This is a genomic window from Streptomyces sp. NPDC088194 (assembly GCF_040702025.1).
Classification (GTDB): domain Bacteria; phylum Actinomycetota; class Actinomycetes; order Streptomycetales; family Streptomycetaceae; genus Actinacidiphila.
Genome location: NZ_JBFBIV010000114.1, coordinates 1 through 22562, shown reverse-complemented (window position 1 = coordinate 22562; position 22562 = coordinate 1). Strand labels below are relative to the sequence as shown.

General features: G+C 71.5%; 21 protein-coding genes. 16 read left to right on the top strand and 5 right to left on the bottom strand.

Going from position 1 to position 22562, the window contains the following annotated elements; all coding sequences use genetic code 11:
* Positions 1-152: 152 nt before the first annotated feature.
* Together AB0399_RS35915 and AB0399_RS35910 are read right to left on the bottom strand one after the other, a co-directional pair.
* Positions 153-974 (bottom strand): hypothetical protein, encoded by an 822-nt coding sequence (locus AB0399_RS35915; protein ID WP_366414158.1) that lies wholly within the window; start codon positions 972-974, stop codon positions 153-155.
* Positions 975-1380: 406 nt separating this feature from the next.
* Positions 1381-2253, bottom strand: a complete 873-nt coding sequence (locus AB0399_RS35910) for a CAP domain-containing protein (RefSeq protein WP_366414157.1) — start codon at positions 2251-2253, stop codon at positions 1381-1383.
* Positions 2254-2407: 154 nt separating this feature from the next.
* Here AB0399_RS35910 and AB0399_RS35905 point away from each other — a divergent pair, with 154 nt between their 5' ends.
* From AB0399_RS35905 to AB0399_RS35890, 4 genes are all read left to right on the top strand, one after another.
* Positions 2408-2689, top strand: coding sequence for an acylphosphatase (locus tag AB0399_RS35905; RefSeq protein WP_328469957.1), 282 nt, complete (start codon positions 2408-2410; stop codon positions 2687-2689).
* Positions 2690-2998: 309 nt separating this feature from the next.
* On the top strand, positions 2999-3202 hold the full coding sequence (locus AB0399_RS35900; RefSeq protein WP_329364246.1) for a hypothetical protein: 204 nt from the start codon (positions 2999-3001) through the stop codon (positions 3200-3202).
* 477 nt (positions 3203-3679) lie between these two features.
* Entirely contained in the window at positions 3680-7516 is a 3837-nt protein-coding gene (locus tag AB0399_RS35895) for an AAA family ATPase (RefSeq protein ID WP_366414156.1), read from the top strand.
* Between the two features lie 227 nt (positions 7517-7743).
* A complete protein-coding gene (locus AB0399_RS35890) occupies positions 7744-9174 on the top strand; it encodes a sugar porter family MFS transporter (protein ID WP_366414155.1) in 1431 nt (476 codons plus the stop codon).
* 55 nt (positions 9175-9229) lie between these two features.
* Here AB0399_RS35890 and AB0399_RS35885 read toward each other — a convergent pair whose 3' ends face one another.
* The gene (locus AB0399_RS35885) at positions 9230-10288 is read right to left on the bottom strand and encodes an aldo/keto reductase (protein WP_366414154.1); all 1059 of its coding nucleotides are present in this window, start codon (positions 10286-10288) and stop codon (positions 9230-9232) included.
* Between the two features lie 118 nt (positions 10289-10406).
* Here AB0399_RS35885 and AB0399_RS35880 point away from each other — a divergent pair, with 118 nt between their 5' ends.
* On the top strand, positions 10407-11240 hold the full coding sequence (locus AB0399_RS35880) for a helix-turn-helix transcriptional regulator (protein ID WP_366414153.1): 834 nt from the start codon (positions 10407-10409) through the stop codon (positions 11238-11240).
* 37 nt (positions 11241-11277) lie between these two features.
* Here the strand turns inward: AB0399_RS35880 and AB0399_RS35875 are convergent, their stop codons facing one another.
* A complete protein-coding gene (locus AB0399_RS35875; protein ID WP_366414152.1) occupies positions 11278-12171 on the bottom strand; it encodes a helix-turn-helix transcriptional regulator in 894 nt (297 codons plus the stop codon).
* A 318-nt stretch (positions 12172-12489) separates the two neighbouring features.
* Here AB0399_RS35875 and AB0399_RS35870 point away from each other — a divergent pair, with 318 nt between their 5' ends.
* The 8 genes from AB0399_RS35870 (at position 12490) to ftsY (ending at position 17942) form a co-directional block, all read left to right on the top strand.
* The gene (locus AB0399_RS35870) at positions 12490-13359 is read left to right on the top strand and encodes a helix-turn-helix transcriptional regulator (protein ID WP_366414151.1); all 870 of its coding nucleotides are present in this window, start codon (positions 12490-12492) and stop codon (positions 13357-13359) included.
* On the top strand, positions 13350-13592 hold the full coding sequence (locus AB0399_RS35865) for a DUF397 domain-containing protein (RefSeq protein ID WP_329364235.1): 243 nt from the start codon (positions 13350-13352) through the stop codon (positions 13590-13592). Before AB0399_RS35870 ends, AB0399_RS35865 begins: the two co-directional genes overlap by 10 nt.
* Positions 13593-13747: 155 nt before the next feature.
* On the top strand, positions 13748-13990 hold the full coding sequence (locus AB0399_RS35860; protein ID WP_366414160.1) for a DUF397 domain-containing protein: 243 nt from the start codon (positions 13748-13750) through the stop codon (positions 13988-13990).
* Between the two features lie 20 nt (positions 13991-14010).
* Positions 14011-14232 (top strand): DUF397 domain-containing protein, encoded by a 222-nt coding sequence (locus AB0399_RS35855; protein ID WP_366414150.1) that lies wholly within the window; start codon positions 14011-14013, stop codon positions 14230-14232.
* Positions 14233-14282: 50 nt separating this feature from the next.
* The gene (locus AB0399_RS35850) at positions 14283-14828 is read left to right on the top strand and encodes a UTRA domain-containing protein (RefSeq protein WP_366414149.1); all 546 of its coding nucleotides are present in this window, start codon (positions 14283-14285) and stop codon (positions 14826-14828) included.
* A gap of 244 nt (positions 14829-15072) precedes the next feature.
* On the top strand, positions 15073-15909 hold the full coding sequence (locus AB0399_RS35845; RefSeq protein ID WP_366414148.1) for an alpha/beta hydrolase: 837 nt from the start codon (positions 15073-15075) through the stop codon (positions 15907-15909).
* Between the two features lie 22 nt (positions 15910-15931).
* Complete coding sequence (locus AB0399_RS35840) at positions 15932-16465, top strand: TetR/AcrR family transcriptional regulator (protein WP_366414159.1); 534 nt, start codon at positions 15932-15934, stop codon at positions 16463-16465.
* 265 nt (positions 16466-16730) lie between these two features.
* Positions 16731-17942 (top strand): signal recognition particle-docking protein FtsY, encoded by a 1212-nt coding sequence (gene ftsY, locus AB0399_RS35835; RefSeq protein WP_329364227.1) that lies wholly within the window; start codon positions 16731-16733, stop codon positions 17940-17942.
* A 183-nt stretch (positions 17943-18125) separates the two neighbouring features.
* On the opposite strand, the gene AB0399_RS35830 is transcribed toward ftsY, so the two are convergent.
* Positions 18126-18848: a bifunctional DNA primase/polymerase gene (locus AB0399_RS35830; protein ID WP_366414147.1), complete on the bottom strand. Its 723-nt coding sequence runs from the start codon at positions 18846-18848 to the stop codon at positions 18126-18128.
* Between the two features lie 199 nt (positions 18849-19047).
* Here AB0399_RS35830 and AB0399_RS35825 point away from each other — a divergent pair, with 199 nt between their 5' ends.
* The 3 genes from AB0399_RS35825 (at position 19048) to AB0399_RS35815 (ending at position 22414) form a co-directional block, all read left to right on the top strand.
* Complete coding sequence (locus tag AB0399_RS35825; RefSeq protein ID WP_366414146.1) at positions 19048-20511, top strand: hypothetical protein; 1464 nt, start codon at positions 19048-19050, stop codon at positions 20509-20511.
* Positions 20512-20750: 239 nt separating this feature from the next.
* Positions 20751-22079, top strand: a complete 1329-nt coding sequence (locus tag AB0399_RS35820) for an ammonium transporter (protein ID WP_329364221.1) — start codon at positions 20751-20753, stop codon at positions 22077-22079.
* Positions 22076-22414, top strand: a complete 339-nt coding sequence (locus AB0399_RS35815; protein ID WP_328469991.1) for a P-II family nitrogen regulator — start codon at positions 22076-22078, stop codon at positions 22412-22414. The genes AB0399_RS35820 and AB0399_RS35815 overlap by 4 nt, the downstream gene beginning before the upstream one ends.
* Positions 22415-22562 lie beyond the last annotated feature (148 nt).

Sequence of the window (22562 nt, the reverse complement as noted above, 5' to 3'; positions counted from 1 at the left end):
GGGGGGGGGGGGGGGGGGGGCGGCCGCCGGGGGCGGGGGGGGCGGGCCGGGGCGGGGGGCTTGCCGTGCCCCGGGGCGGCAAGCCGCCAGGGGCAACGCGGTGGGACGCGAGAGGCGGCCGAGGCGGCCGCACGCCCGCGGCGGTCGCGTGGCTACTCGGCGCCGAGCACCTTGAAGCTCTTGCTGACGAAGACGTGGTGCGGCCAGTTGATGCTGATGTTGTGGACTTCGTACTCGCCGTCGGCCAGCTTCACCACGCGGTCGACGATGCCGCCGGCGAAGACGGACTGCGCGGCCGTGGTCGCCTTGTCGGCGGCCGTGCCGCTGACGACCGTTCCCTCGCCCTCGGTGTAGTCCGACGGGACCTTGCCCACCGACTTCGTGGGCGACGGCGTCCCCTGCTGGAAGGGGATCACCCCGGACTTCTTGGCGGCCGCGGCCCCGCCGTCGCCACCGGGCTGCACCACGACCCGGGTGGCCGTGATGGTCGCGGTGTCGACCGTCCCCAGCACCAGGACACTCGAGCCCTTGTGCACGGCGCTCGCCGAGGTGGGGTGGGTCCCCCGCAGGTAGGCCGTACCGGCCGTCTCGTCGACGGTCACTTTCACACCGGTCGCGGTCGCGAAGGTGAAGCCCGAGGCGGAGGTGGTGTCGACGATGCCGGTGGAGCCTCCGGCGGCCGGCCCGGACCGGGCGCCGCCACCGGAGCCCGGCGCGGTCGGCGTCGAGGTCGGGGTGGACGTGGCGGCGGCCGAGGTGCCGGACGCCGAGGTGCCGGACGCCGACGCGGCGGACGACGTCGACGCCGAGAAGACGCCGAGGCCGGCCACCGCGCAGGTCATCCCGGCGGCCACGATCCACGTCCCCTTCTTCTTCGGCAGCGATCGCCAGGCGCTCGGCCGGTGCGCTTGCGCGGCGGTGGTCGCCGGGTCCGAACCGGCGGTCGAGCGGCCTGTCGTGTCGTGGTCGTTCATGATGGCGCTCCTCTTCGCTTGGTCAACACGCAGAACCTGGCAGCCGCCGATATGAGGAAGCTGTGATGTGAGGGGCAGCTGTGCCCGGTGGGCCGTCGCCGCCGGACGTTGTGGCAGGTCAGACGGAGGAGGGTGGGCGGGGGCGGTCAGGGATTCCCAGCGGATTCGCAGCCGGCACCTAGGGTCTGCCAGGGAGCTGTCGGGCGGGCGTCGTCCGATTACCCCCGGGCTCCCGGGTCAATCCCGAGCGGAACGCGCGGAGCCGAGCAGGGCGGAGTCGGTGCCTGATCCCCGGGCTGTGCCCGAGCCGCGTCCGATCCCGAGCGCGCCCGATCCCGATCCTGACCCGCGTCCGAACCGTTCCTGCCCCGGCGCGGACCGACGGACGATCAGCGCCCGAACGCGATCAGTATCCGAAGTCCTGGGTCCACCAGGGGCCGCCGGTGCCGAAGTGGATGCCGACGCCGAGGGTCTTGTAGTCGCAGTTGAGGATGTTGGCGCGGTGGCCGGGGCTGTTCATCCAGGCGGTCATCACGGCCTGGGCGTCGGCCTGGCCCATGGCGATGTTCTCGCCGCCGAGGTTGGTGATGCCGAGCTTCTTCGCGCGGTCCCACGGGTCGTTGCCGTCGGGGTCGGTGTGGTCGAAGAAGCCGCGGGCGGCCATCTCGTCGCTGAAGTTCTGCGCGAGGGTGTCGAGGGAGGAACTGGCGGTGAGCGGCTGGCAGCCGGCGGTGGCGCGCTGCTCGTTGACCAGCGTGAGGATCTGGGCCCGCGCGGAGGTGACCGCGTTGGTGGTGGCCGGGCGCACGGTGGAGGGCGCGGTGGTGTGCGGCGCGGTCGTCTTCACCGGGGTGGTGGGCGCGGCGGTGGTGCGGGTGGGGGAGGGCGCGGCGGCCTTGGTGGTGGCCGGGTGGGACGGCGAGGCGCCGCGGGTCGTCGACGGGGAGCCGCCGGGCGTGGCCGCGGTGGGCGAGCCGGGCGCGGTGGTGCTGGTGCCGTCGGACGTCGGGGTGTTGGTGTCGGTGAGGGAGGAGGGCGAGTCGCCGCCGTCCGGCCCGGCCCCGTCCGCCTGGGTCACCCCGCCGTCGCCGTCGAGGTGCCCCAGCTCGCCGCTGATCTCGGACAGCAGACCCGAGGACGCGGCGACCGCGCCCACCGCGAGCGCCGCCGACGAGGCCAGCAGCCCCGTCCGTACCGGGTGGTGCCTGCGGCGGCCGCGGTGGCCGCGCGGCCCTGGCTGCGGGGCCGCGGGCTGGGCATGTCGGCTGTGACGCCCCATCGCCGCACTCCTCACTGCTCTCACTGCTCGCCTGGACTACTCCGAACGGGTGAAGCCGTTGAGGGGGGACTGTAGCGAATGTTGGCCATGGCGGACGAGGTTCGGAGGTCAGGCGGCCGCGACCGGGTGGATCGGGGCGGGATAGCGTGCCCTCATGAACGAAGAGGTCCGGCTCACCGCCTGGGTCCGCGGCCGGGTGCAGGGCGTCGGCTTCCGCTGGTGGACCCGGGCGACCGCCCTGGAGATCGGCGGCCTGGCCGGCTACGCGGGCAATCTCTCCGACGGCCGGGTCCAGGTGGTCGCGGAAGGCGCCTTCGAGCAGTGCGAGCGGCTGCTGGAATGGCTGCGGCACGGCGACACGCCCGGGCGGGTCGACGGGGTGACGGAAATCTGGGGGGTCACCCGGGGTGGATATCAAGGATTCGAGATCCGATGACCACAACCCGTTGCCTTCCGGCGATCGGCGTGTCAGGCTGCCCCCAAGCGAGGATGATCGTCAAGCCTCGCGAACCCCCACGCGGGCAGCCCGCGGCGCACGTCGGCGCCGTGTTTTCTGAGGCGGACCCGACGGCTGGGCTGTGATCGTGTTGACCGTCCCCCGTTTTGGTGAGACGCTGGAAGCCCCGCGCATCGCGGCACCAATGAATGATATGGAAGCCGCGGCATCGAGCTTTGTGCGGGAGTGTACCCCTCACCCACGACCCACCCGCCCCGGTCGGTCACTCAGCGTGGAGGACCATTCATCATGGCAAAGGCGCTTCTCGGTTACGTCGGCGGTCCCGACCCGCGACTCCTCGCCGAGATGCGAAGGCTTCAGCAGCGCGTCCAGGACCTGGAGTCCGAGCTGATCCGCATGCAGGCGGAGAACGACGCCCTGACTGTCGCATCGCGTGAAGAGTCGCTGCTCAACAGCATCGACGTCACTCGCGCGGAGCCCGCGCTCGCCTGATCCGGCGGGTGACGGGTCACTTCCCCCACCGATATCGCCGGACGGCGTCCCCAGGACCCGCCGCCCCTTTCACCACGGCTTTCATCACGGTCTTGATCACGGCTTTCCCCGTGGTGTTCCCCGTGGTGTTCACCCGCGGTTGTTTCCTTGGTTCTGCTCCACCGCGTTCGCGGTCGGCTTTCACCGCTGGAACTCCCGCGCCGGACGTTCATCGCGTGTACTGACCACGCGACATGCCATCGCCTGTCACCGCTGCGCATCGCCGCAAGGAGATATGACTACGGCACTTCAAGGGACGCCTTCTCGGCGTCCCTTCGTCGTGTCGCGAACTGCTCGCCGCCCCGGCTCTTCCTTACCCCTGGCCTCCCCTTGGGAACGCTTCCCATGCTCGACGATCACCCGTTGCCCCGGTTCTACGTCTGATCTGCCCTGCATATTCCTCGGTGAAACCGCACCCGGCGGGTAGAGTCGACCGGCGTGCATCTCAAGAGCCTCACGCTGCGCGGATTCAAGTCGTTCGCCTCCGCGACGACGCTGCGCTTCGAACCCGGAATCACCTGCGTCGTCGGGCCCAACGGCTCCGGCAAGTCCAATGTGGTGGACGCGCTGTCCTGGGTGATGGGCGAGCAAGGTGCCAAGTCGCTGCGTGGCGGCAAGATGGAGGACGTGATCTTCGCCGGCACCACCGGCCGCCCCCCGCTGGGCCGCGCCGAGGTGTCGCTGACCATCGACAACACCGACGGCGTGCTGCCCATCGAGTACGCCGAAGTCACCATCACCCGGATCATGTTCCGCAACGGCGGCAGCGAGTACCAGCTCAACGGCGACACCTGCCGGCTGCTCGACATCCAGGAACTCCTCTCCGACTCCGGCATCGGCCGCGAGATGCACGTCATCGTCGGCCAGGGCCAGCTGGACTCGGTGCTGCACGCCGACCCGATGGGCCGGCGCGCCTTCATCGAGGAGGCGGCCGGCGTCCTCAAGCACCGCAAGCGCAAGGAGAAGGCGCTGCGGAAGCTCGACGCGATGCAGGCCAACCTCGCCCGCGTCACCGACCTCACCGGTGAACTGCGCCGCCAGCTCAAGCCGCTGGGCCGCCAGGCGCAGGTCGCCCGCCGCGCCGCCGTCATCCAGGCCGACCTGCGCGACGCCCGGCTGCGGCTGCTCGCCGACGACCTGGTGACGTTGCGCGAGGCGCTGCGCGCGGAAGTCGCCGACGAGGCCGCCCTCAAGGAGCGCAGGGACGCCGTCGAGAGCGAACTGGCCGCCGCGGTGCAGCGCGAGGCCCGCCTTGAGGAGCAGGTGCGGGCGCTGACCCCGCGGGTGAACGACGCCCAGGCCACCTGGTACGCCCTGTCCCAGCTCACCGAGCGGGTGCGCGGCACCATCGGGCTGGCCGAGCAGCGCCACCGGCACGCCGTCGGCCAGCCCGCCGAGGAGCGGCGCGGCCGGGACCCGGAGGACATGGAGCGCGAGGCCGCCCGTATCCGGGAGCAGGAGGCCGAACTCACCGAAGCCCTCGACGCGGCCGAGCGTGCCCTGGAGGACACCGTCGGCCACCGCGCGGAACTCGAACGGCGGCTCGCCGAGGAGGAGACCCGGCTACGGGTCGCCGCCCGCGCCATCGCCGACCGCCGTGAGGGCCTGGCCCGGCTGAACGCGCAGGTCAACGCGGCCCGTTCGAAGGCGGGTTCGGCCGAGGCCGAGATCGGTCGGCTCGCCGCCGCCCGCGACGAGGCCCGCGACCGCGCCGAGTCCGCGCAGGCCGAGTACGAGGAACTGCGCGCCCAGGTGGAAAGCCTGGACGCCGACGACACCGAACTCGAAGCCCGTTTCGAGGCCGCCCGCGCCGCCCAGGCCGCCGCGGAGGAGGAGTTCAGCGCCGCGCGGGAGGCCGCCACCACCGCCGAGCGCCGCCGCGCCGCGGTGGCCGCCCGCCGCGACGCCCTCGCCCCGTCGCTGCGCCGCAAGGACGGCACCGGTGCGCTGCTCGCCCGGGCCGGCGCCCCCGACGGGCTCGCCGGCGTGCTCGGTTCCGCCGCCACGCTGCTGCGGGTCACCCCTGGATACGAGGTCCCGGTCGCCGCCGCCCTGGGGGTCGCCGCCGACGCGGTCGCCGTCACCGGTCCGGCCGCGGCCGCGGAGGCGCTGCGGCTGCTGCGCAAGGAGGACGGCGGCCGGGCCGCGCTGCTGCTCGCCGCGCCGCCCGCGACCCCCGAGGCGGTCCTGCCCGGCCAGACGGCGGGGGACCGTACGGACCCCGGCCGTGACACGGGCCGCGATGCGGTTCGCGCCTCCGGCGGGGGAGTTGCCGCACCTGACGGTGGGGACGCGGACCGCAGGGTCCACGAGTCCGGCGCGCCCGCCCACGCGGCGGGCGATCGTACCGCCGCGGATCGTGCGGCCGCGGACCGTACGGCATCGGCTGTCGCCGCGCCCGGGCTGCCGGCGCCGCGACCCGAAGGCGCCGGGCTGCCCGCGCAGGCGCGCGACGCCGTGGACCTGGTGGCCGCGGACGCCGGTCTGCTGCCCGCGGTGCGGCGGTTGCTGCACGGGTTCGTGGTCGTGCCGACCCTGGAGGACGCCGAGGCGCTGGTCGCCCGGCACCCCGAGCTGACCGCGGTGACCGCCGAGGGCGACGTGCTGGCCGCGCATCTCGCGCAGGGCGGTTCGGCGAAGGCGCCCAGCGTGCTGGAGGTGCAGGCGCAGGTGGACGAGGCGAGCGCCGAACTGGAGCGGCTGGCGGAGGAGTGCGCGGAGCTGGCCGAGCGCCAGCAGGCGGCCAAGGAGCGCAGGGCCGCGGCGGCGCGGGAGGTCGACGAGTCGGGGCAGCGGCGCCGGGCCGCGGAGAAGGCGAAGTCGTCGGTGGCGCAGCAACTCGGCCGGTACGGCGGCCAGGCGCGGGCGGCGGCGGGGGAGGCGGACCGCGCGGCGGCGGCCGTGGTCCGTGCCGAGGAGTCGCTGGCCGCCGCGCGTGAGGAGTTCGAGGAACTGTCGTACCGGCTGAGCGAGGCGCAGCAGGAGCCGGGGGAGGAGGAGCCGGACACCTTCGCCCGGGACCGGCTGGCCGCCGACGGCGCCAACGCGCGGCAGACCGAGATGGAGGCGCGCTTGCAGGTGCGCACCCACGAGGAGCGGGTCAAGAGCCTGGCCGGGCGGGCCGACGGGCTGGACCGGGCGGCCCGCGCCGAGCGGGAGACCAGGGCGCGGGCCGAGCGGCGCCGGGCCCGGCTGGCGTACGAGGCGTCGGTGGCGGCGGCCGTGCTGGCCGGTGCGCGCGGGTTGCTGGAGTGCGTGCAGGTCTCGCTGGGCCGGGCCGAGGCCGAGCGGCTGGCGGCCGAGCAGGCCAGGGCCGAGCGGGAGGCGGAACTCGGCGCCGAGCGGCGGCGCGGCCGGGAGCTGAAGTCCGAGCTGGACCGGCTGACCGGTGACGTGCACAAGGGCGAGGTGCTGGGCGCCGAGAAGCGGCTGCGGATCGAGCAGTTGGAGGCGAAGGCGCTGGAGGAGCACGGCATGGAGCCGGCCGGGCTGGTCGCCGAGTACGGCCCGGAGCTGCCGGTGCCGCCCTCGCCGCCCGCCGAGGGCGAGGTGCTGCCCGACGACCCGGAGCACCCGCGCAACCAGCCCGTGCCGTATGTCCGCGCCGAGCAGGAGAAGCGGCTCAAGGCGGCGGAGAAGGCGTACGCGCAGCTCGGCAAGGTCAACCCGCTGGCGCTGGAGGAGTTCGCGGCCCTGGAGGAGCGGCACAAGTTCCTCACCGAGCAGTTGGAGGACCTGCGCAAGACCCGCGCCGACCTGCTCCAGGTGATCAAGGACGTCGACGAGCGGGTGGAGCAGGTCTTCGCCGCCGCCTTCCACGACACCGCCCGCGAGTTCGAGGGCGTCTTCTCCCGGCTCTTCCCCGGTGGTGAGGGCCGGTTGCTGCTGACCGACCCGGAGAACATGCTCACCACGGGGGTGGAGGTTGAGGCGCGGCCGCCGGGGAAGAAGGTGAAGCGGCTGTCGCTGCTGTCGGGTGGTGAGCGCTCGCTGACCGCGGTGGCGATGCTGGTGTCGATCTTCAAGGCGCGGCCGAGCCCGTTCTACGTGATGGACGAGGTCGAGGCGGCGCTCGACGACACCAACCTGCAACGGCTGATCCGGATCATGGAGGAACTCCAGGAGAGCTCGCAGCTCATCGTGATCACCCATCAGAAGCGCACGATGGAGGTCGCCGATGCCCTGTACGGAGTATCGATGCAGGGTGACGGTGTGTCCAAGGTGATCAGCCAGCGGCTCCGGGACGGCAAGCGGACGGCCGCCCAAGCTGTCTGATCGTTCACAAGCCGAAGTCGCCAGCCGTCTTTTCCTTGCTTTCCATGGTGAGATCCGCCACTGACGCCTCTTTTCCAGCCTTCTCGGTTTTTTATCTTCCAAACATGTAGGCATAATCTCCGAACGCCTGACCATACGTTCGGGTGGTGGCCGCTACGTCGTCCGCCAACACTGGAAGATCCGAACCCTCCATGTGAGGGCTCACCGCCGAGCCCGAGGAGCGCACTTTGACCAGCACCACGACAGCGGCCGGCACGTCGGGCCAGGTGCCGCCGCCGACCGAGCACCTCGGCCACGTCATCTTCATCACCGCGGCCGCCGCGATGGGCGGCTTCCTCTTCGGCTACGACAGTTCGGTGATCAACGGCGCGGTCGAGGCGATCCGCTCCAAGTACGACATCGGTTCGGCGGCGCTCGCCCAGGTGATCGCGATCGCGCTGATCGGCTGTGCGATCGGAGCCGCCACGGCGGGCCGGATCGCCGACCGGATCGGCCGCATCCGCTGTATGCAGATCTCCTCGGTGCTCTTCACCATCAGCGCGGTCGGTTCCGCGCTTCCGTTCGCGCTGTGGGACCTGGCGATGTGGCGGATCATCGGCGGTTTCGCGATCGGCATGGCCTCGGTGATCGGCCCCGCCTACATCGCCGAGGTCTCGCCGCCCGCCTACCGCGGCCGGCTCGCCTCCTTCCAGCAGGGCGCCATCGTGCTCGGCATCGCCATCTCCCAGCTCGTCAACTACGGCATCCTGCAAGCCGCGAACGGCGACCAGCGCGGCCATGTGATCGGCCTGGAGGCATGGCAGGTCATGCTCGGCGTGATGGTCATCCCCGCGGTGATCTACGGGCTGCTCTCCTTCGCCATCCCCGAGTCGCCGCGCTTCCTGCTCGCCGTCGGCCGCGACAAGGAGGCCCGGTCGGTGCTCGCCGAGGTCGAGGGCAAGGGCACCGACCTCGACGCCCGCATGAACCAGATCCGCACCGCGATGCACCGCGAGCACAAGGCGAGCTTCCGCGACCTGCTCAGCTCCAAGCGCGGCCGGATGCCGAACTTCATGCCGATCGTCTGGATCGGCATCGGGCTCTCCGCGTTCCAGCAACTCGTCGGCATCAACGTGGCCTTCTACTACTCCGCCACGCTCTGGCAGTCCGTCGGCATCGACCCGACCAGCTCGTTCCTCTACTCCTTCACCACCTCGATCGTGAACATCATCGGCACGGTGATCGCCATGATCTTCGTGGACCGGATCGGCCGCCGCCCGCTCGCCCTGATCGGCTCCACCGGCATGACGATCGCGCTCGCGCTCGAAGCCTGGGCGTTCTCCTCCAAGCACGGCGCGACCCTCCCCAACGCCGAGGGCACCGTCGCCCTCGTCGCCGCCCACTGCTTCGTGCTCTTCTTCGCGCTGTCCTGGGGCGTGGTGGTCTGGGTCTTCCTCGGCGAGATGTTCCCCAACAAGATCCGCGCGGCCGCCCTCGGGGTCGCCGCCTCCGCGCAGTGGATCGCCAACTGGGCCATCACCGCGAGCTTCCCGAGCCTGGCGGACTGGAACCTGTCGGGCACGTACGTCATCTACACGTGCTTCGCGCTGGCCTCGATCCCCTTCGTGCTGCTCTTCGTGAAGGAGACCAAGGGCAAGTCCCTGGAGGAGATGGGCTGACCGGCCTCCGTGGGGGCGCGCGTCCGGCCGTACCGTGCGGGGTTTCGGCCGTACGTCAGCGGCGGGCCTCGATCGTCAGGCCACCCGCGGTCACGTTGCGGATGTGGTCACCGGAGAGCACGTCGTGCGGGTAGCCGAGGTCGATCGCGCTGACCTCGTCGAGGCGGGCCAGCTGGCCGGCGGTGAAGTCGACCTCCAGGGCGGCCAGGTTCCCCACCAGCTGCTCGTGGGTGCGCGCGCCGATGACAGGCGCCGTCACGGCCGGGTTGCGCAGGGTCCAGGCCAGCGCGACCTGGGCGGGCGTGTGCCCCACCTCCTCGGCGACCTCCCGTACGACGTCGGCGATGTCCAGCGTGCGTTCGGTGACCATGCCCAGTCCGGCGTTGAAGCTCTTGCGGGTGCTCTCAGCGGAGTCGGGGTTCGCCGCGGTCAGGTCGGCGCGGCTGTACTTGCCGGAGAGCACGCCGCCGCCCAGCGGCGAGTACGGGGTCACGCCCAGGCCCATCGTCCGCGCCATGGGCATCAGGTCGCGTTCCCCGCCCCGGTTGATCAGGCTGTACTCGATCTGCAGCGAGACCAGCGGCGACCATCCGCGCAGGTCGGCGATGGCCTGCATGCGCGAGATCTCCCAGGCCGGGGTGTTGGACATCCCCACGTACAGCACCTTGCCCTGCCGCACCAGGTCGTCCAGGCCGCGCAGGATCTCCTCGACCGGGGTCGTGAAGTCCCACACGTGCAGCAGGAGCAGATCGAGGTAGTCGGTGTCGAGCCGCCGCAGACTGGCCTCCACCGACGCGAACAGGTTCTTGCGGTGGGCGCCGCCGGAGTTCGGGTCGCCGGGCCGGCGCAGCGTCGTGTACTTCGTCGCCAGCACCAGGCTTTCGCGGTGGTCGCGGGTGAACTCGCCGAGCATCCGCTCGGAGCCGCCGTAGCCGCTGGCGGTGTCGATGAAGTTGCCGCCACGCTCGACGTAGGTGTCGAAGAGCCTGCGCGCGTCGTCCGGGTCGGCGGCCCAGCCCCACTCGTTGCCGAAGGTCGCCGTGCCCAGGGCCAGCGGTGACACCCGCAGTCCTGAGCGGCCCAGCAGCCGGTAGGTGTCGAGGGTGAGTGACATCAGGTACTCCCGTGCTCGTGAACGTCGCCGTCTCCGCCAGCCTGCGACCCCCGCGGGCCAGGGGTAAGGGAGGGATCTTCCTGGGAATAGCAGTCCCAGTCAGCCGGTTGGCCCGACCATGACCCGTGGCACCGTGGACGCGACGCAGGAGCTGGCCGCGTTCCTGCGGACCCGGCGCGAGCGTCTGGACCCGGGGGACTTCGGCCTGCCGACGCGCCGGCAGGCCCGGCGCACCCCCGGACTGCGCCGCGAGGAGGTCGCCGAGCTGGCCGGGGTCAGCACCGACTACATCGTGCGACTGGAACAGGCCCGCGGGCTGCGCCCCTCAGCGGGCGTGGTGGAGGCGCTGGCACAGGCGCTGCGCCTGGCCCCCGACGAACGCGCCTACCTCTTCGGCCTGGCTCAGCAGCGCCCCCGCGGCGCCGACAAACCCGCCACCGCCGCGGACCCGTCGCTGGCCCGGTTGGTCGCCGACCTGTCGCCGCGACCGGCCATGCTGATGAACCACCGCTACGACATCCTCGCCTGGAACGGCGAGATGGCGAGGCTGCTGCCGGCCTTCGACCGGCTGCCGCCGAACGAGCGCAACGCGATGCGGCTGTGCCTGCTGGACCCGGACATGCGGGAGTTCTACGACGACCGCGAACGGGTCGTGCGGGACGGGATCGCCCACCTGCGCGCCGCGTGGGCCACCCACCCGGAGGACCCGGCGCTGAGCGCCCTCATCAGCGAATGCCTCGCCGCCGACGAGGAGTTCGCGCGGCTGTGGGCCGAGCGGGACATCAAGGCCAACGGGCGTGGCCGCAAGGTGCTGCGGCACCCCGACGTGGGTGTGGTCGCCCTGCACTTCGAAGTGCTCGTGCCACTCCAAGACCCGGATCAGCGGTTGCTGATCTACCGCGCCGCGGACGACGAGAGCCAGGCGGCGTTGGACCGGCTGTTTACGGGGTGACCTCGCGGCTCAGCCGATCGCGCACCGAGCCGCGTCGTCATTCCGACAGCGCGGCGCGCTCGGCGGACCGTTCTCCGGTTGCCTCCGCACGGTAGTCGGCCCCGGCGTTCTCGATCAGGGTGAGCGACTGGGCCGGGGGCAGGGCGGCGCCGGCGAGCAGGTCGTGGGTGAGGTGGGCGAGGGCGACGGCGGCGGGGTCGGTCTGGTGGGTGCCGGTGTGGTGGGCCGTGAAGTGCAGCGTGGGGTTCTCCTCGGCGTACGTCATGACGCGCAACGCCCCGTCGGTGGCGGCGGGGTGCGGGGTGGCGGTCAGCGGGAGGACGTACAGCGTGATGCGCTCGCGGCGGACCAGATCGGCGAGGTGGTGGAGTTGCCCGGCCATGGCGGCGGGACCGCCGAGCGGGCGGCGTAGCGCGGCCTCGCCGAGCACCCCGGTGTAGCGGGGGCCGCGCGGGTCCAGCAGGACGGGGGTCCGCGACAGCCTCGCGTCCCAACGGTGCCGGGTGGGGCGGTCCGCCAGCAGCGCGGCGTACGTCTTCGCGACGGCCTCGGCGTACGCGTCCGTCTGGAGCAGGCCCGGCACGAGCGCGGCGTCCCACTCCCGGATGGCGGTCGCCAGCCACTCCCACTCCGCGAGCGGGGTGAGCCGCCCGGGGGCGGGCGCGGAGCGGGCGACCACCAGGTTCCGTGCGAAGAAGCCGCCGGTGCCGAGGATGTCGTCCACCGCCCGCGCCAACTCGTCGGACAGCCGTCGCTCCCCCTGCTCGATCCGGGCGAGGAACGACATCTCGATGTGCAGCCGGTCCGCCAACTCCTCCAGAGTCAGCCCGGCCCGCTCCCGGTAGTACCTCAACTCGGCCCCGTACAGCGACCGCGCGGACAGCGTCGGGTCCAACAACTTCGCCGAAAATCGGCCGGCGTTCAGAGACATGACAGGGCTCCTTCGGATGGGTTTCGGGTGCGGGAGGCGCGTGGATGTGGCCGTTGGCCAGGACTGATGGCGTCCCATTTGCGTGACGCCGGTCCCTGACTCAACGTCAACTACGTTGGCGCATGTGCGAATTACTGTGCAAGCGAGTCGGCTGTTTGGCTAAAATTGGCAATTGCTCGATCGGGGGCAGCCACACAGCCAGTACCGAGCTACGGATGGAGCGCACCCCGGCACGACCCACGTCGGCACCCGACAGACGCCTTCCGGGGTACCCGCACGAGCCCTGCTGGGCCTGACATGGAAAGGAGGGGATGTCGCGTGGCGGCCAAGCGCGGAGCGACGTTCCGACGGCGAGAGCTGGGCAAGGAGTTGCGCAAGCTCCGGGAGAAGAGAGACCTCACCATCCAAGAGGTCGCCAGGGAGCTGAAGTTCTCCCACAGCAAGCTCGCCAGGGTCGAGATCGGGGAGAACGACCTGCCCCGCGTCGGCGACCTCGAAGCCCTGATCGACTTCTACGACCTCGACATGGCCAAGGGCGACCGCGAGACCTTGCTCCAGCTCCACCGCGAGTCCCTGAGCAAGGAGCCCTGGACCCCGTACAAGGCGTACATGCCGTCGAAGATGCCGACGTACCGGGGTTTGGAGGAGGACGCGGAGGCGATGCGGGCATACCAGCCGAGCTTCGTGTTCGGGTTCTTCCAGACGGAGGCGTATGCCCGAGCTCTCTATCAGCTCGCCAAACCGATCGACGAGACGACGACGGAGTATGTCGATACGAACGTACAACTGCGCATGGAGCGCAAGGAGTTGATTACGCGCTCGGTGGACCCCGTCAAGTTGCGCGTCATCATGGACGAGTCGGCGGTCCGTCGTATGGTGGCGAGCCGGGAGGTGATGCGCGAGCAGTACGCGGAGATCGTGGCGATGGGCGAGCTGGAGAACGTGACCATCCAGATCCTGCCGCACGATGTGCTGACTTACCGCACAGAAAGTAACTTCGTTCTCATCGACTTCTCTGAGACGCTCGCACCCGTCGTGCAGATCGACCAGTGGAACACGATCAGTGTGTCCGACGAGCGCAGTGACGTGCTGCGGACCATCCGCCGGTTCGACGCGATGCGCGACAGCGCCCTCCCGCCGGCTCACACGGCCGGTTTCCTGAAGAAGCTCACGACAGAATGGACGTAGTCATCAACGCGAACATCCTGGCCCCCGAACTGGCCGACGAGTCCGTCTGGTTCAAGTCCTCCTACAGCAACGACTCGGGCGGCGTCTGCGTCGAGGTCGCGCCGCTCGCGCACGCGGTCGGCATACGCGACTCTAAGGACAAGGCGGGCCCCGCCCTCCTCGTCGCCCCCGCGGAGTGGGCTTCCTTCGTGGACCTGGTCCGTTCCGGCGCCGTCGATTTTGGGGTGGTCTGAGGCCGGCCGGGCGGGCAACGGCCGTGTCGTTCGGGTCTCCGCGCTGACGGGCTGGGACTCGTACGGTTTTGGCGCGTTCGGTGCTCCCCGCAAGGGCGTTGTGCCGTCACGGTCGAAGCGGCGCGTTTCGCACGGACGATGGAGTGGTGATGGAGATGCCGAGGAACGAGTACATGCGCGGCCCTTCGACGGAGGTGGTCCCGGAACGGGCGTGGCGGAAGTCCTCCTACAGCAATGACTCCGGGGGTGCCTGCGTCGAGGTCGCGCCGCTCTCCCGCGCGGTCGGTGTGCGCGACTCCAAGGACAAGGCGGGCCCCGCCCTCCTCGTCACCCCTGTGGAGTGGGCCTCCTTCGTGGAGTTGGTCCGTTCCGGCGCCGTCGACTTCGGCGTCGTCTGAAGCCGGGCGGGAACGAGTACATGCGCGGCCCTTCGACGGAAGCGGCCCTGGAACGGGCGTGGCGCAAGTCCAGCTACAGCGGCAGCACGAACAACTGTGTCGAGATAGCGGACGTGCCTGGTTGTGTCGGCGTGCGCGACTCCAAGGACAAGGCGGGCCCCGCCCTCCTCGTCGCCCCTGCGGAGTGGGCTTCCTTCGTGGAGTTGGTCCGTTCCGGCGCCGTCGACTTCGGCGTCGTCTGAAGCCGGGCGGGCGGCGCAGCGCGGGCGTAGAAACGGGAGGAGCCGGGCTGATGGGCGCCGGAGAAGAATGGGTGCACGGGTCGGCGCCTTACGTGCGGGCGCGGGCGGAAGGTGAGCGGGACGCGTGGAGCGAGGAGACGGCGGCGCGCGGCCGGAGCGGCTCGCAGCGGATCGTGCGGGCCGGGGAGACGGCGGCGCCCGCGGAGGTGGCGAGGCTCCTCGGCGTGGATGAGGGCGAAGCCGTGGTCGAACGGTGCCGGGTGATCCTGCTGGACGGCGAACCCACCGAAGTGACCGTGACCTACTACCCGGTGAGCGTCGCGCGCGGCACCGCGCTGGCGGGCACCGCGAAGATCCGCGGCGGCGCCGTCACCCTGCTTGCCACGCTCGGCCACCGCGCCCGCACCGTACGCGAAGACGTCCGCGCCCGGCTGCCGCTGCCGGCCGAGCGGGAAGCCCTCGGCATCACCGCGGCCGACCCCGTCCTCGAACTGGTCCGCGTCACCCTCGACGCCGACGGCACCGCCTTCCAAGTCGACGTATCGGCATTCTCCGCCGCCACCCAACGGCTCCACTACGAGTTGAGGGTCGACTGAGGCACCCGAGCCTCGCGGAACGCCGTACGGGCCGCCGAGGCGTTAGCGCGGCGAGGGTGTGCGTCTTTCGCGTCCCCGGGTGCCGGATCTGCCGCCGGCGGCGCTGTGACCTGCGGGTTCGCCGGGTGGGGTGCGGGGCGGGACGCTGGGAGAGGTGGATCGTCGCGGGGGCGTTGACAAGGTTGGTTAATGAGATTAGCTTTTAGCTAACGGAGTTAGCCAGATCTGAGTGTCAGGGGATGCCATGACCGAGTACCTCGCCGTCGACGGCGGCACGATCGCGTACGAAGTGGCGGGAGACGGCCCGCTGATCGTCCTCGCGCACGGGATGGGGAACAGCCGCGCCGCGTACCGCAAGGTGATGCCGGCGCTGGTGGCGGCGGGCTACCGGGTCGCCGCCGTGGACCTGCGGGGCAGCGGCGAGTCCAGCGTCGCGTGGCCGGCCTGGAGCCGTACCGCCATCGCCGGTGATCTGCTCGCCGTGATCCGGCACCTGGGCGGCCCGGCCGTACTCGTCGGGCACTCGATCTCCGGCGGCGCCGCCACCATCGCCGCGGCCCAGGAGCCCTCGCTGATCAGCGCGGTCGTCGAGCTGGGGCCGTTCACCCGCAAGCAGTCGATCCGCCTGGGCGACCTGCGGGTGAAGCGCTTCCGGCGGGGCATGCTGCGGCTGGTCGGCGCGGGGATGTTCGGCAGCGTGCGGCTGTGGAAGGCGTACCTCGACGTGGCCTACCCCGGCGTGAAGCCGGCCGGCTGGGACGAGTACCTCGGCCGGATCGACGCCATGATGCGCGAGCCGGGCCGGATGAAGGCGATGCAGGGCATGGGCCGCAGCGCCCCGACCGACGCCGGCGCGCAACTCGGCCACGTCAGCTCCCCGGTCCTGGTCGTGATGGGCACGCTCGACCCCGACTGGGCCGACCCGCACGCCGAGGGCACGGCGATCGTCGAGGCCCTGCCGGCCGGCCTCGGCCGCCTGGAGATGATCGAGGGCGCCGGGCACTACCCGCACGACCAGTTCCCCGACCAGGTCGTGTCGCTGGTGCTCGACTTCCTCCGTACGGTCACCGCCCGTGCCTAGGGCCGGCCTGGACCGGGCGACCGTGGTCGCGGCCGGCGCCGCCCTCGCCGACGAGGTGGGCCTCGCCCAGCTGACCATGGGTTCGCTGGCCGAGCGGCTGGGCGTGCGCACCCCGTCCCTGTACAAGCACGTCGCCGGCCAGGACGACCTCAACCGGCGCATCGCGGTCCTGGCGCTGGGCCAGGCCGCGGACGTCATCGGCGGCGCGATCCAGGGTTACGCCGGCCGCGACGCCCTGGCAGCGGCGGCACGCGCCTTCCGCGCGTTCGTCGTGGAGCACCCCGGGCGGTACGCCGCGACGATCGGCGTGGAACCGTCCGGCCCGGACGACCCGCTGGCGGTCGAGGGCCAGCGGTCGCTCGACGCGTTCAGGGCGGTGCTGCGCGGCTACGACGTCGCGCCGGCCGACGTGGACCACGCGCTGCGGATGCTGCGCAGCCTGTGCCACGGGTTCGCCACCTTGCAGGCGTCCAACGGCTTCCAGTGGAGCGCCGACATCGACGAGAGCTTCGAGTGGCTGATCGCCTTCGCCGACCGGGGCCTGCGGGCGAGTTGAGCGCACGGGAGTGGCACGCCGTGGTCCGGAACCCGTGGGCCGCACGTGTCCGGAGCCCGGGTCCGGCTGAGGCCGCTTCCGTCGGGCACCCCGTCTCCGCCGCGCTCCTCGCTTCCGCTGAGCACCCTGTTTCCGCCGCGCCCCCTGCTGCCGCCGCTTCTCCGACGCACCCGTGCTCGTCGCCCGGCCGTTTCCGCCACCTCCGCGGCGCGGAAGAACCCGGGTGAGACGGCGGCGACGCCGGAGTAGGGATACTAGGGAGGCTATGGAAACCGTCATCCTTGTCGTCGTCATTGCCCTGGTCGTGCTCCTTGGGGCCGGCGGGCTGGTGGTCGGCAGCCGCCGCAAGAAGAAGCAGCAGCTGCCGCCGTCCCCGCCGAGCACCCCGACGATCACCAAGCCTCCCGCCGAACCGCACGTCGGGGATGAGGCCGAGACCCCACGGGACGAGTCCCGCAGGACCATCGAGGAGGTCGAGCTGCCCGGCGCGACCGCCGCGCCCGAGGCCCCCGAGGAGGTGGGGGTCCCCGAGCAGCTCGTTGTCGAGCAGCCGGAGCCGACCGCGGGCCGGCTGGTACGGCTGCGCTCCCGCCTGTCCCGTTCGCAGAACTCGCTCGGCAAGGGCCTGCTCACCCTGCTGTCGCGGGAGCGGCTGGACGACGACACCTGGGAGGAGGTCGAGGACACCCTCATCACCGCCGATGTCGGTGTGACCCCGACCCAGGAACTCGTCGAGCGGCTGCGCACCCGGGTGCGCGTGCTGGGCACCCGCACCCCCGACGAACTGCGCACGCTGCTGCGGGAGGAACTGGTCACGCTGGTCGACCCGACCCTGGACCGTACGCTGCGCACCGAGAGCCACGAGGAGTCCCCGGCCGTCGTGCTGGTCGTCGGGGTCAACGGCACCGGCAAGACCACCACCACCGGCAAGCTCGCCCGGGTGCTGGTCGCCGACGGCCGCAGCGTGGTGCTGGGCGCGGCCGACACCTTCCGGGCCGCCGCCGCCGACCAGCTCCAGACCTGGGGCGAACGCGTCGGGGCGCGCACCGTGCGCGGCCCCGAGGGCGGCGACCCCGCGTCGGTCGCGTTCGACGCGGTCAAGGAGGGCATCGCCGAGGGTGCCGACACCGTGCTGATCGACACCGCCGGGCGGCTGCACACCAAGACCGGCCTGATGGACGAGCTCGGCAAGGTCAAGCGCGTGGTCGAGAAGCACGGCCCGGTCGACGAGGTGCTGCTCGTCCTGGACGCCACCACCGGCCAGAACGGCCTGGTGCAGGCCCGCGTCTTCGCCGAGGTGGTGGCCATCACCGGCATCGTGCTCACCAAGCTCGACGGCACCGCCAAGGGCGGCATCGTGGTCGCCGTCCAGCGCGAACTCGGTGTCCCGGTCAAGCTCATCGGCCTCGGCGAGGGCGCGGACGACCTCGCCCCGTTCGAGCCGGAGGCGTTCGTCGACGCGCTGATCGGCGAGTAGCCCGCCCGGGTCCGGCCGCGGGTGTCGGCCACTCGGCCACTCGGCCACTCGATCGCTCGCCACGCCAGCCCACGTGTAAGGGGCGCCCACCAGGAGTGGGCGCCCCTTACACATGAGCCGAGCGCGTATACGTCCGGTACGTATACGCCGAGCACGTATCCGAGGACGCGACAGCCTTAAGCCTTACGCGCAGGCCCGCGCGCGGTGGGACACGTACGCCAGGGTGCCCAGGAGGAGACGGGCCTCGGGGGGATGGGGCATCGAGTCCAGCCGGGGCTCGCGCAGCCAGCGGACCGGGCCGAGCCCGCCGAAGTCCGAGGGGGGAGCGGTGACATGGTCGCCGGGGCCGAGGCAGCGCAGGTCCAGCCGCGCGTCGTCCCAGCCCATCCGGTAGAGCAGGTGCGGGAGTTCGGCGGCGGCCCCCGGGGCCACGAAGAACTGCGCCCGCCCGGTGGGCGTCAGCAGCACCGGCCCCAGGTGCAGGCCCATCCGCTCCAGCCGCACCAGCGCCCGCCGGCCCGGCAGTTCGGCCACGTCGATGATGTCGAACGTCCGCCCGGCGGGCAGCAGCACCGACGCGCCCGGCATCCGCTCCCACATCCGCGCGACCGCCTCCGGCCCCGCGCCGGCCGGCACTTCGGCCGCCGGGTCCAGCGGGTGGGCGCCCGGCTCCTTGCAGCGCGGCTCCCCGCACGAGCACACCGCGCCGCCGCGCGCCGCCCGGGTCCCCGGCACCACCGCCCAGCCGCACAGCCCGGTGTACTCGGCGACCGTGCCGCACACCGTGGTGCGCGCCCTGCGGCGCGCCGCACTCCACACGCCGGGGAGCGCTGCCATCCTTGCGGCGTGCCGCACGACGGTCCGGTGCTGCCGCATCTCACGCATTGTGCCGATCGTGAACACCATGACCCCTCCAACTGATCGCGCCCGCCGTTGGTTACGCACTCGCGAGCGCCGCTCCCAGCGGCATGTGTCAAGTGAATCGCCTGCGGCCGCAACAGAGTTCATCCGAAGGGGTGGCGAATGGTGGCGTTTCCGCAATTGCGGTCGCAGGAGAGGTGACCGTGGCGCTACTTTACGTTGGTAGAAGAGGCGGGATGGGGGCGTGGCCGTGACCGGTGCAGCGGACAAGCAGCCCAACGCGCAGTTGACCTCGTGGTTCGTGCGCAGCGGCTGGTCCAAGGGCGAACTCGCTCGTCAAGTCAACCGCCGGGCACGCCAGTTGGGCGCACACCACGTCAGCACGGACACGTCAAGAGTGCGGCGCTGGCTGGACGGCGAGCAGCCCAGGGAGCCCATCCCGCGCATCCTGTCCGAGCTGTTCTCCGAACGCTTCGGATGCGTCGTCCCCGTCGAGGACCTCGGCCTGCGCTCCGCCCAGCAGCCGCCCTCCGGCGGTGACATCGACCTGCCGTGGGCCGGCCCGCAGACCGTCCAGCTCATCAACGAGTTCTCCCGCAGCGACCTCATGCTCGGCCGCCGCGGATTCCTCGGCGCCTCCCTCGTCCTGTCCGCGGGACCCGCGCTGCTCGAACCCATGCAGCGCTGGCTGGTGCCCACCTCGTCGCCGGCCCGTCCCGCCGCCGCGCAGGCCGCGGGCCGCGACGCCGGCCGCCCGTCCCGGCTGTCCGAGCAGGAGCTGCAACTCCTGGAGTCCACCGCCGCGATGTTCCGCGAGTGGGACAGCCAGTGCGGCGGCGGGCTGCGCCGTAAAGCCGTCGTCGGCCAGCTGCACGAGATCACCGACCTGCTCCAGGAGCCGCACCCCGAGCCCGTCGCCCGCCGGCTGTACCGGATCACCGCCGACCTCGCCGCCCTCGCCGGCTGGATGAGCTACGACGTGGGGCTCCAGCCCACCGCGCAGAAGTACCTGGTCCTCGCGCTGCACGCCGCCAAGGAGGCCGGCGACCGGCCGCTCGGCGCGTTCGTGCTCTCCTCCATGAGCCGCCAGATGATCCACCTGGAGCGCCCCGACGACGCCCTGGAGCTCATCCACCTCGCCCAGTACGGCAGCCGCGACTCGGCCGGCGCCGCCACGCAGGCGATGCTCTACACCCTGGAGGCCCGCGCCTACGCCAACATGGGCCAGGTCAACAAGTGCCACCGCGCGGTCCGGATGGCCGAGGACACCTTCGCCGACGCCCGCCCGGGCGAGGAACCGGCCTGGATCAACTTCTTCACCGAGGCCGAGCTGCACGCCGAGAACGCGCACTCCTACCGCGACCTCGCCTACGTCGCCGGTCGCAGCCCCACCTACGCCTCCCTCGCCCAGCCCGAGATGCTCGAAGCCGTCGACGGCTTCCGCGACGACCCGGTCCACCAGCGCGCCTACGCGCTCAACCTGGTCGGCATGGGCACCGTCCAGCTGCTGATGCGCGAGCCCGAGCAGGCCGCGCACTACACCGTCGAGGCGATGGAAGCCGCCAGGCGGGTCCGCTCCGAGCGGGTCAACACCCGCATCCGCAAGACCACCCACGCCGCCGTCCGCGACTTCGGCGACGTGCCCGAGGTGGTCCAGCTCGCCGAGCGGCTTTCCGAGGAACTCCCGGAAGTCGCCGAGTCGGCATAACCGCGAAACCGCCCGGCGCCGTCACCGCGTCGCCCGGCCGGTCGTCTTCTTTCCCACCCGTATACATCCTTCACCGAACACCCGGATGGTTCATCTCCGCGTAACACGGGTGACTTCTTCGTCACGGCGGTGAAACATCCTATGGCATCGGGTGAAACCCGCTTCGGCCAACCTCAAGGCCAATACCGGCCCACCCCTGCACCGCCCGCACGGGCCGTTCGGATGACGAGGAGACGCCGATGGCACCAGCCATCATCACACTGGCCGCGGATGCGCCCAAGCTCGACTCCGGTAATACCGCATTTCTGCTTCTGAGCTCCGCGCTCGTGATGCTGATGACACCGGGGCTGGCGTTCTTCTACGGCGGCATGGTCCGTGTGAAGAGTGCCCTGAACATGCTGATGATGAGTTTCATCAGCCTCGGGATCATAACGCTGTTGTGGACCGGTTACGGATTCAGCTTCGCCTTCGACGGCGACAACGGCGGATTCCTCGGCGGCACGCGCTGGCTGGGCCTTCGGGACATCGCACCGGACGACCTCTGGGGCGCGACCGGCACCCCGATCTTCGCGTTCGCCGCGTTCCAGCTGATGTTCGCGATCATCACCCCCGCACTGATCAGCGGCGCGCTCGCCGACCGGGTCAAGTTCACCGCCTGGTCGCTGTTCATCGCCGTGTGGGCGACCGTCGTGTACTTCCCGGTGGCCCACTGGGTGTGGGGCGGCGGCTGGCTCGGCCAGAAGGGCGTGATCGACTTCGCCGGCGGTACCGCGGTCCACATCAACGCGGGCGCCGCGGCCCTCGGCGTCATCCTCGTCATCGGCAAGCGGGTCGGCTTCAAGCGCGACCCGATGCGCCCGCACAGCATGCCCTGGGTGATGCTCGGCGCCGGCCTGCTGTGGTTCGGCTGGTTCGGCTTCAACGCCGGCTCGGAGATCACCTCCGACGGCGTCGCGTCGACGGTCTTCATCAACACCCAGATCGCCACCGCCGCGGCCATGGTCGGCTGGCTGGCCTACGAGCGGCTGCGGCACGGCTCCTTCACCACCCTGGGCGCCGCCTCCGGCGCGGTCGCCGGCCTGGTCGCGATCACGCCCTCCTGCGCCTCGGTCAGCCCGCTCGGCGCGATAGCGGTCGGCGTCATCGCCGGTGTGATCTGCGCGGCGGCGGTCAGCCTGAAGTACCGCTTCAACTACGACGACTCCCTCGACGTGGTCGGCGTCCACATGGTCGGCGGCATCGTCGGCTCCCTGCTGATCGGCCTGCTGGCCACCGGCGGCGTCGGCCAGGACGTCAAGGGCGTCTTCTACGGCGGCGGCTGGCACCAGTTCGGCATCCAGGCGATCGGGGTCTTCGCGGTCCTCGGCTACTCCCTGGTCTGCTCCGCGATCCTCGCCAAGCTGATCGACATGGCGATGGGCTTCCGGGTCCCGGAGGAGGTCGAGATCAGCGGCATCGACCAGGCCGAGCACGCGGAGACCGCGTACGACTTCACCGGAGTCGGCAGCGTCTCCCACGCGGCCCCCGCCGGCCTCGAGACCGGCCTGACCAAGAAGGTGGACGCGTGAAGCTCATCACCGCCGTCGTCAAGCCGCACCGGCTCGACGAGATCAAGGAAGCCCTCCAGGCGTTCGGCGTCCAGGGCCTGACCGTCACCGAGGCCAGCGGCTACGGCCGCCAGCGCGGCCACACCGAGGTCTACCGGGGCGCCGAGTACACCGTCGACCTCGTGCCGAAGATCAGGATCGAGGTCCTGGTCGAGGACGCCGACGCCGAACAGCTCATCGAGGTCGTGGTCAAGGCGGCCAGAACGGGCAAGATCGGAGACGGGAAGGTGTGGAGCCTGCCGGTCGACACGGCCGTCCGGGTCCGTACCGGCGAGCGCGGGCCCGACGCGCTCTGACGACCATCGCACCCCCGGTCGCAAGCCCCGGCCACCCCGAGCCGCGGCTCGACGACAAGACAGCGGAGCACCAGTGACCGAAAGCGTCGAAGCGCAAGGCCACGGTTACGCGGCGGCCCGGCTGCACCTCCTCACCGAGGAGGGGCAG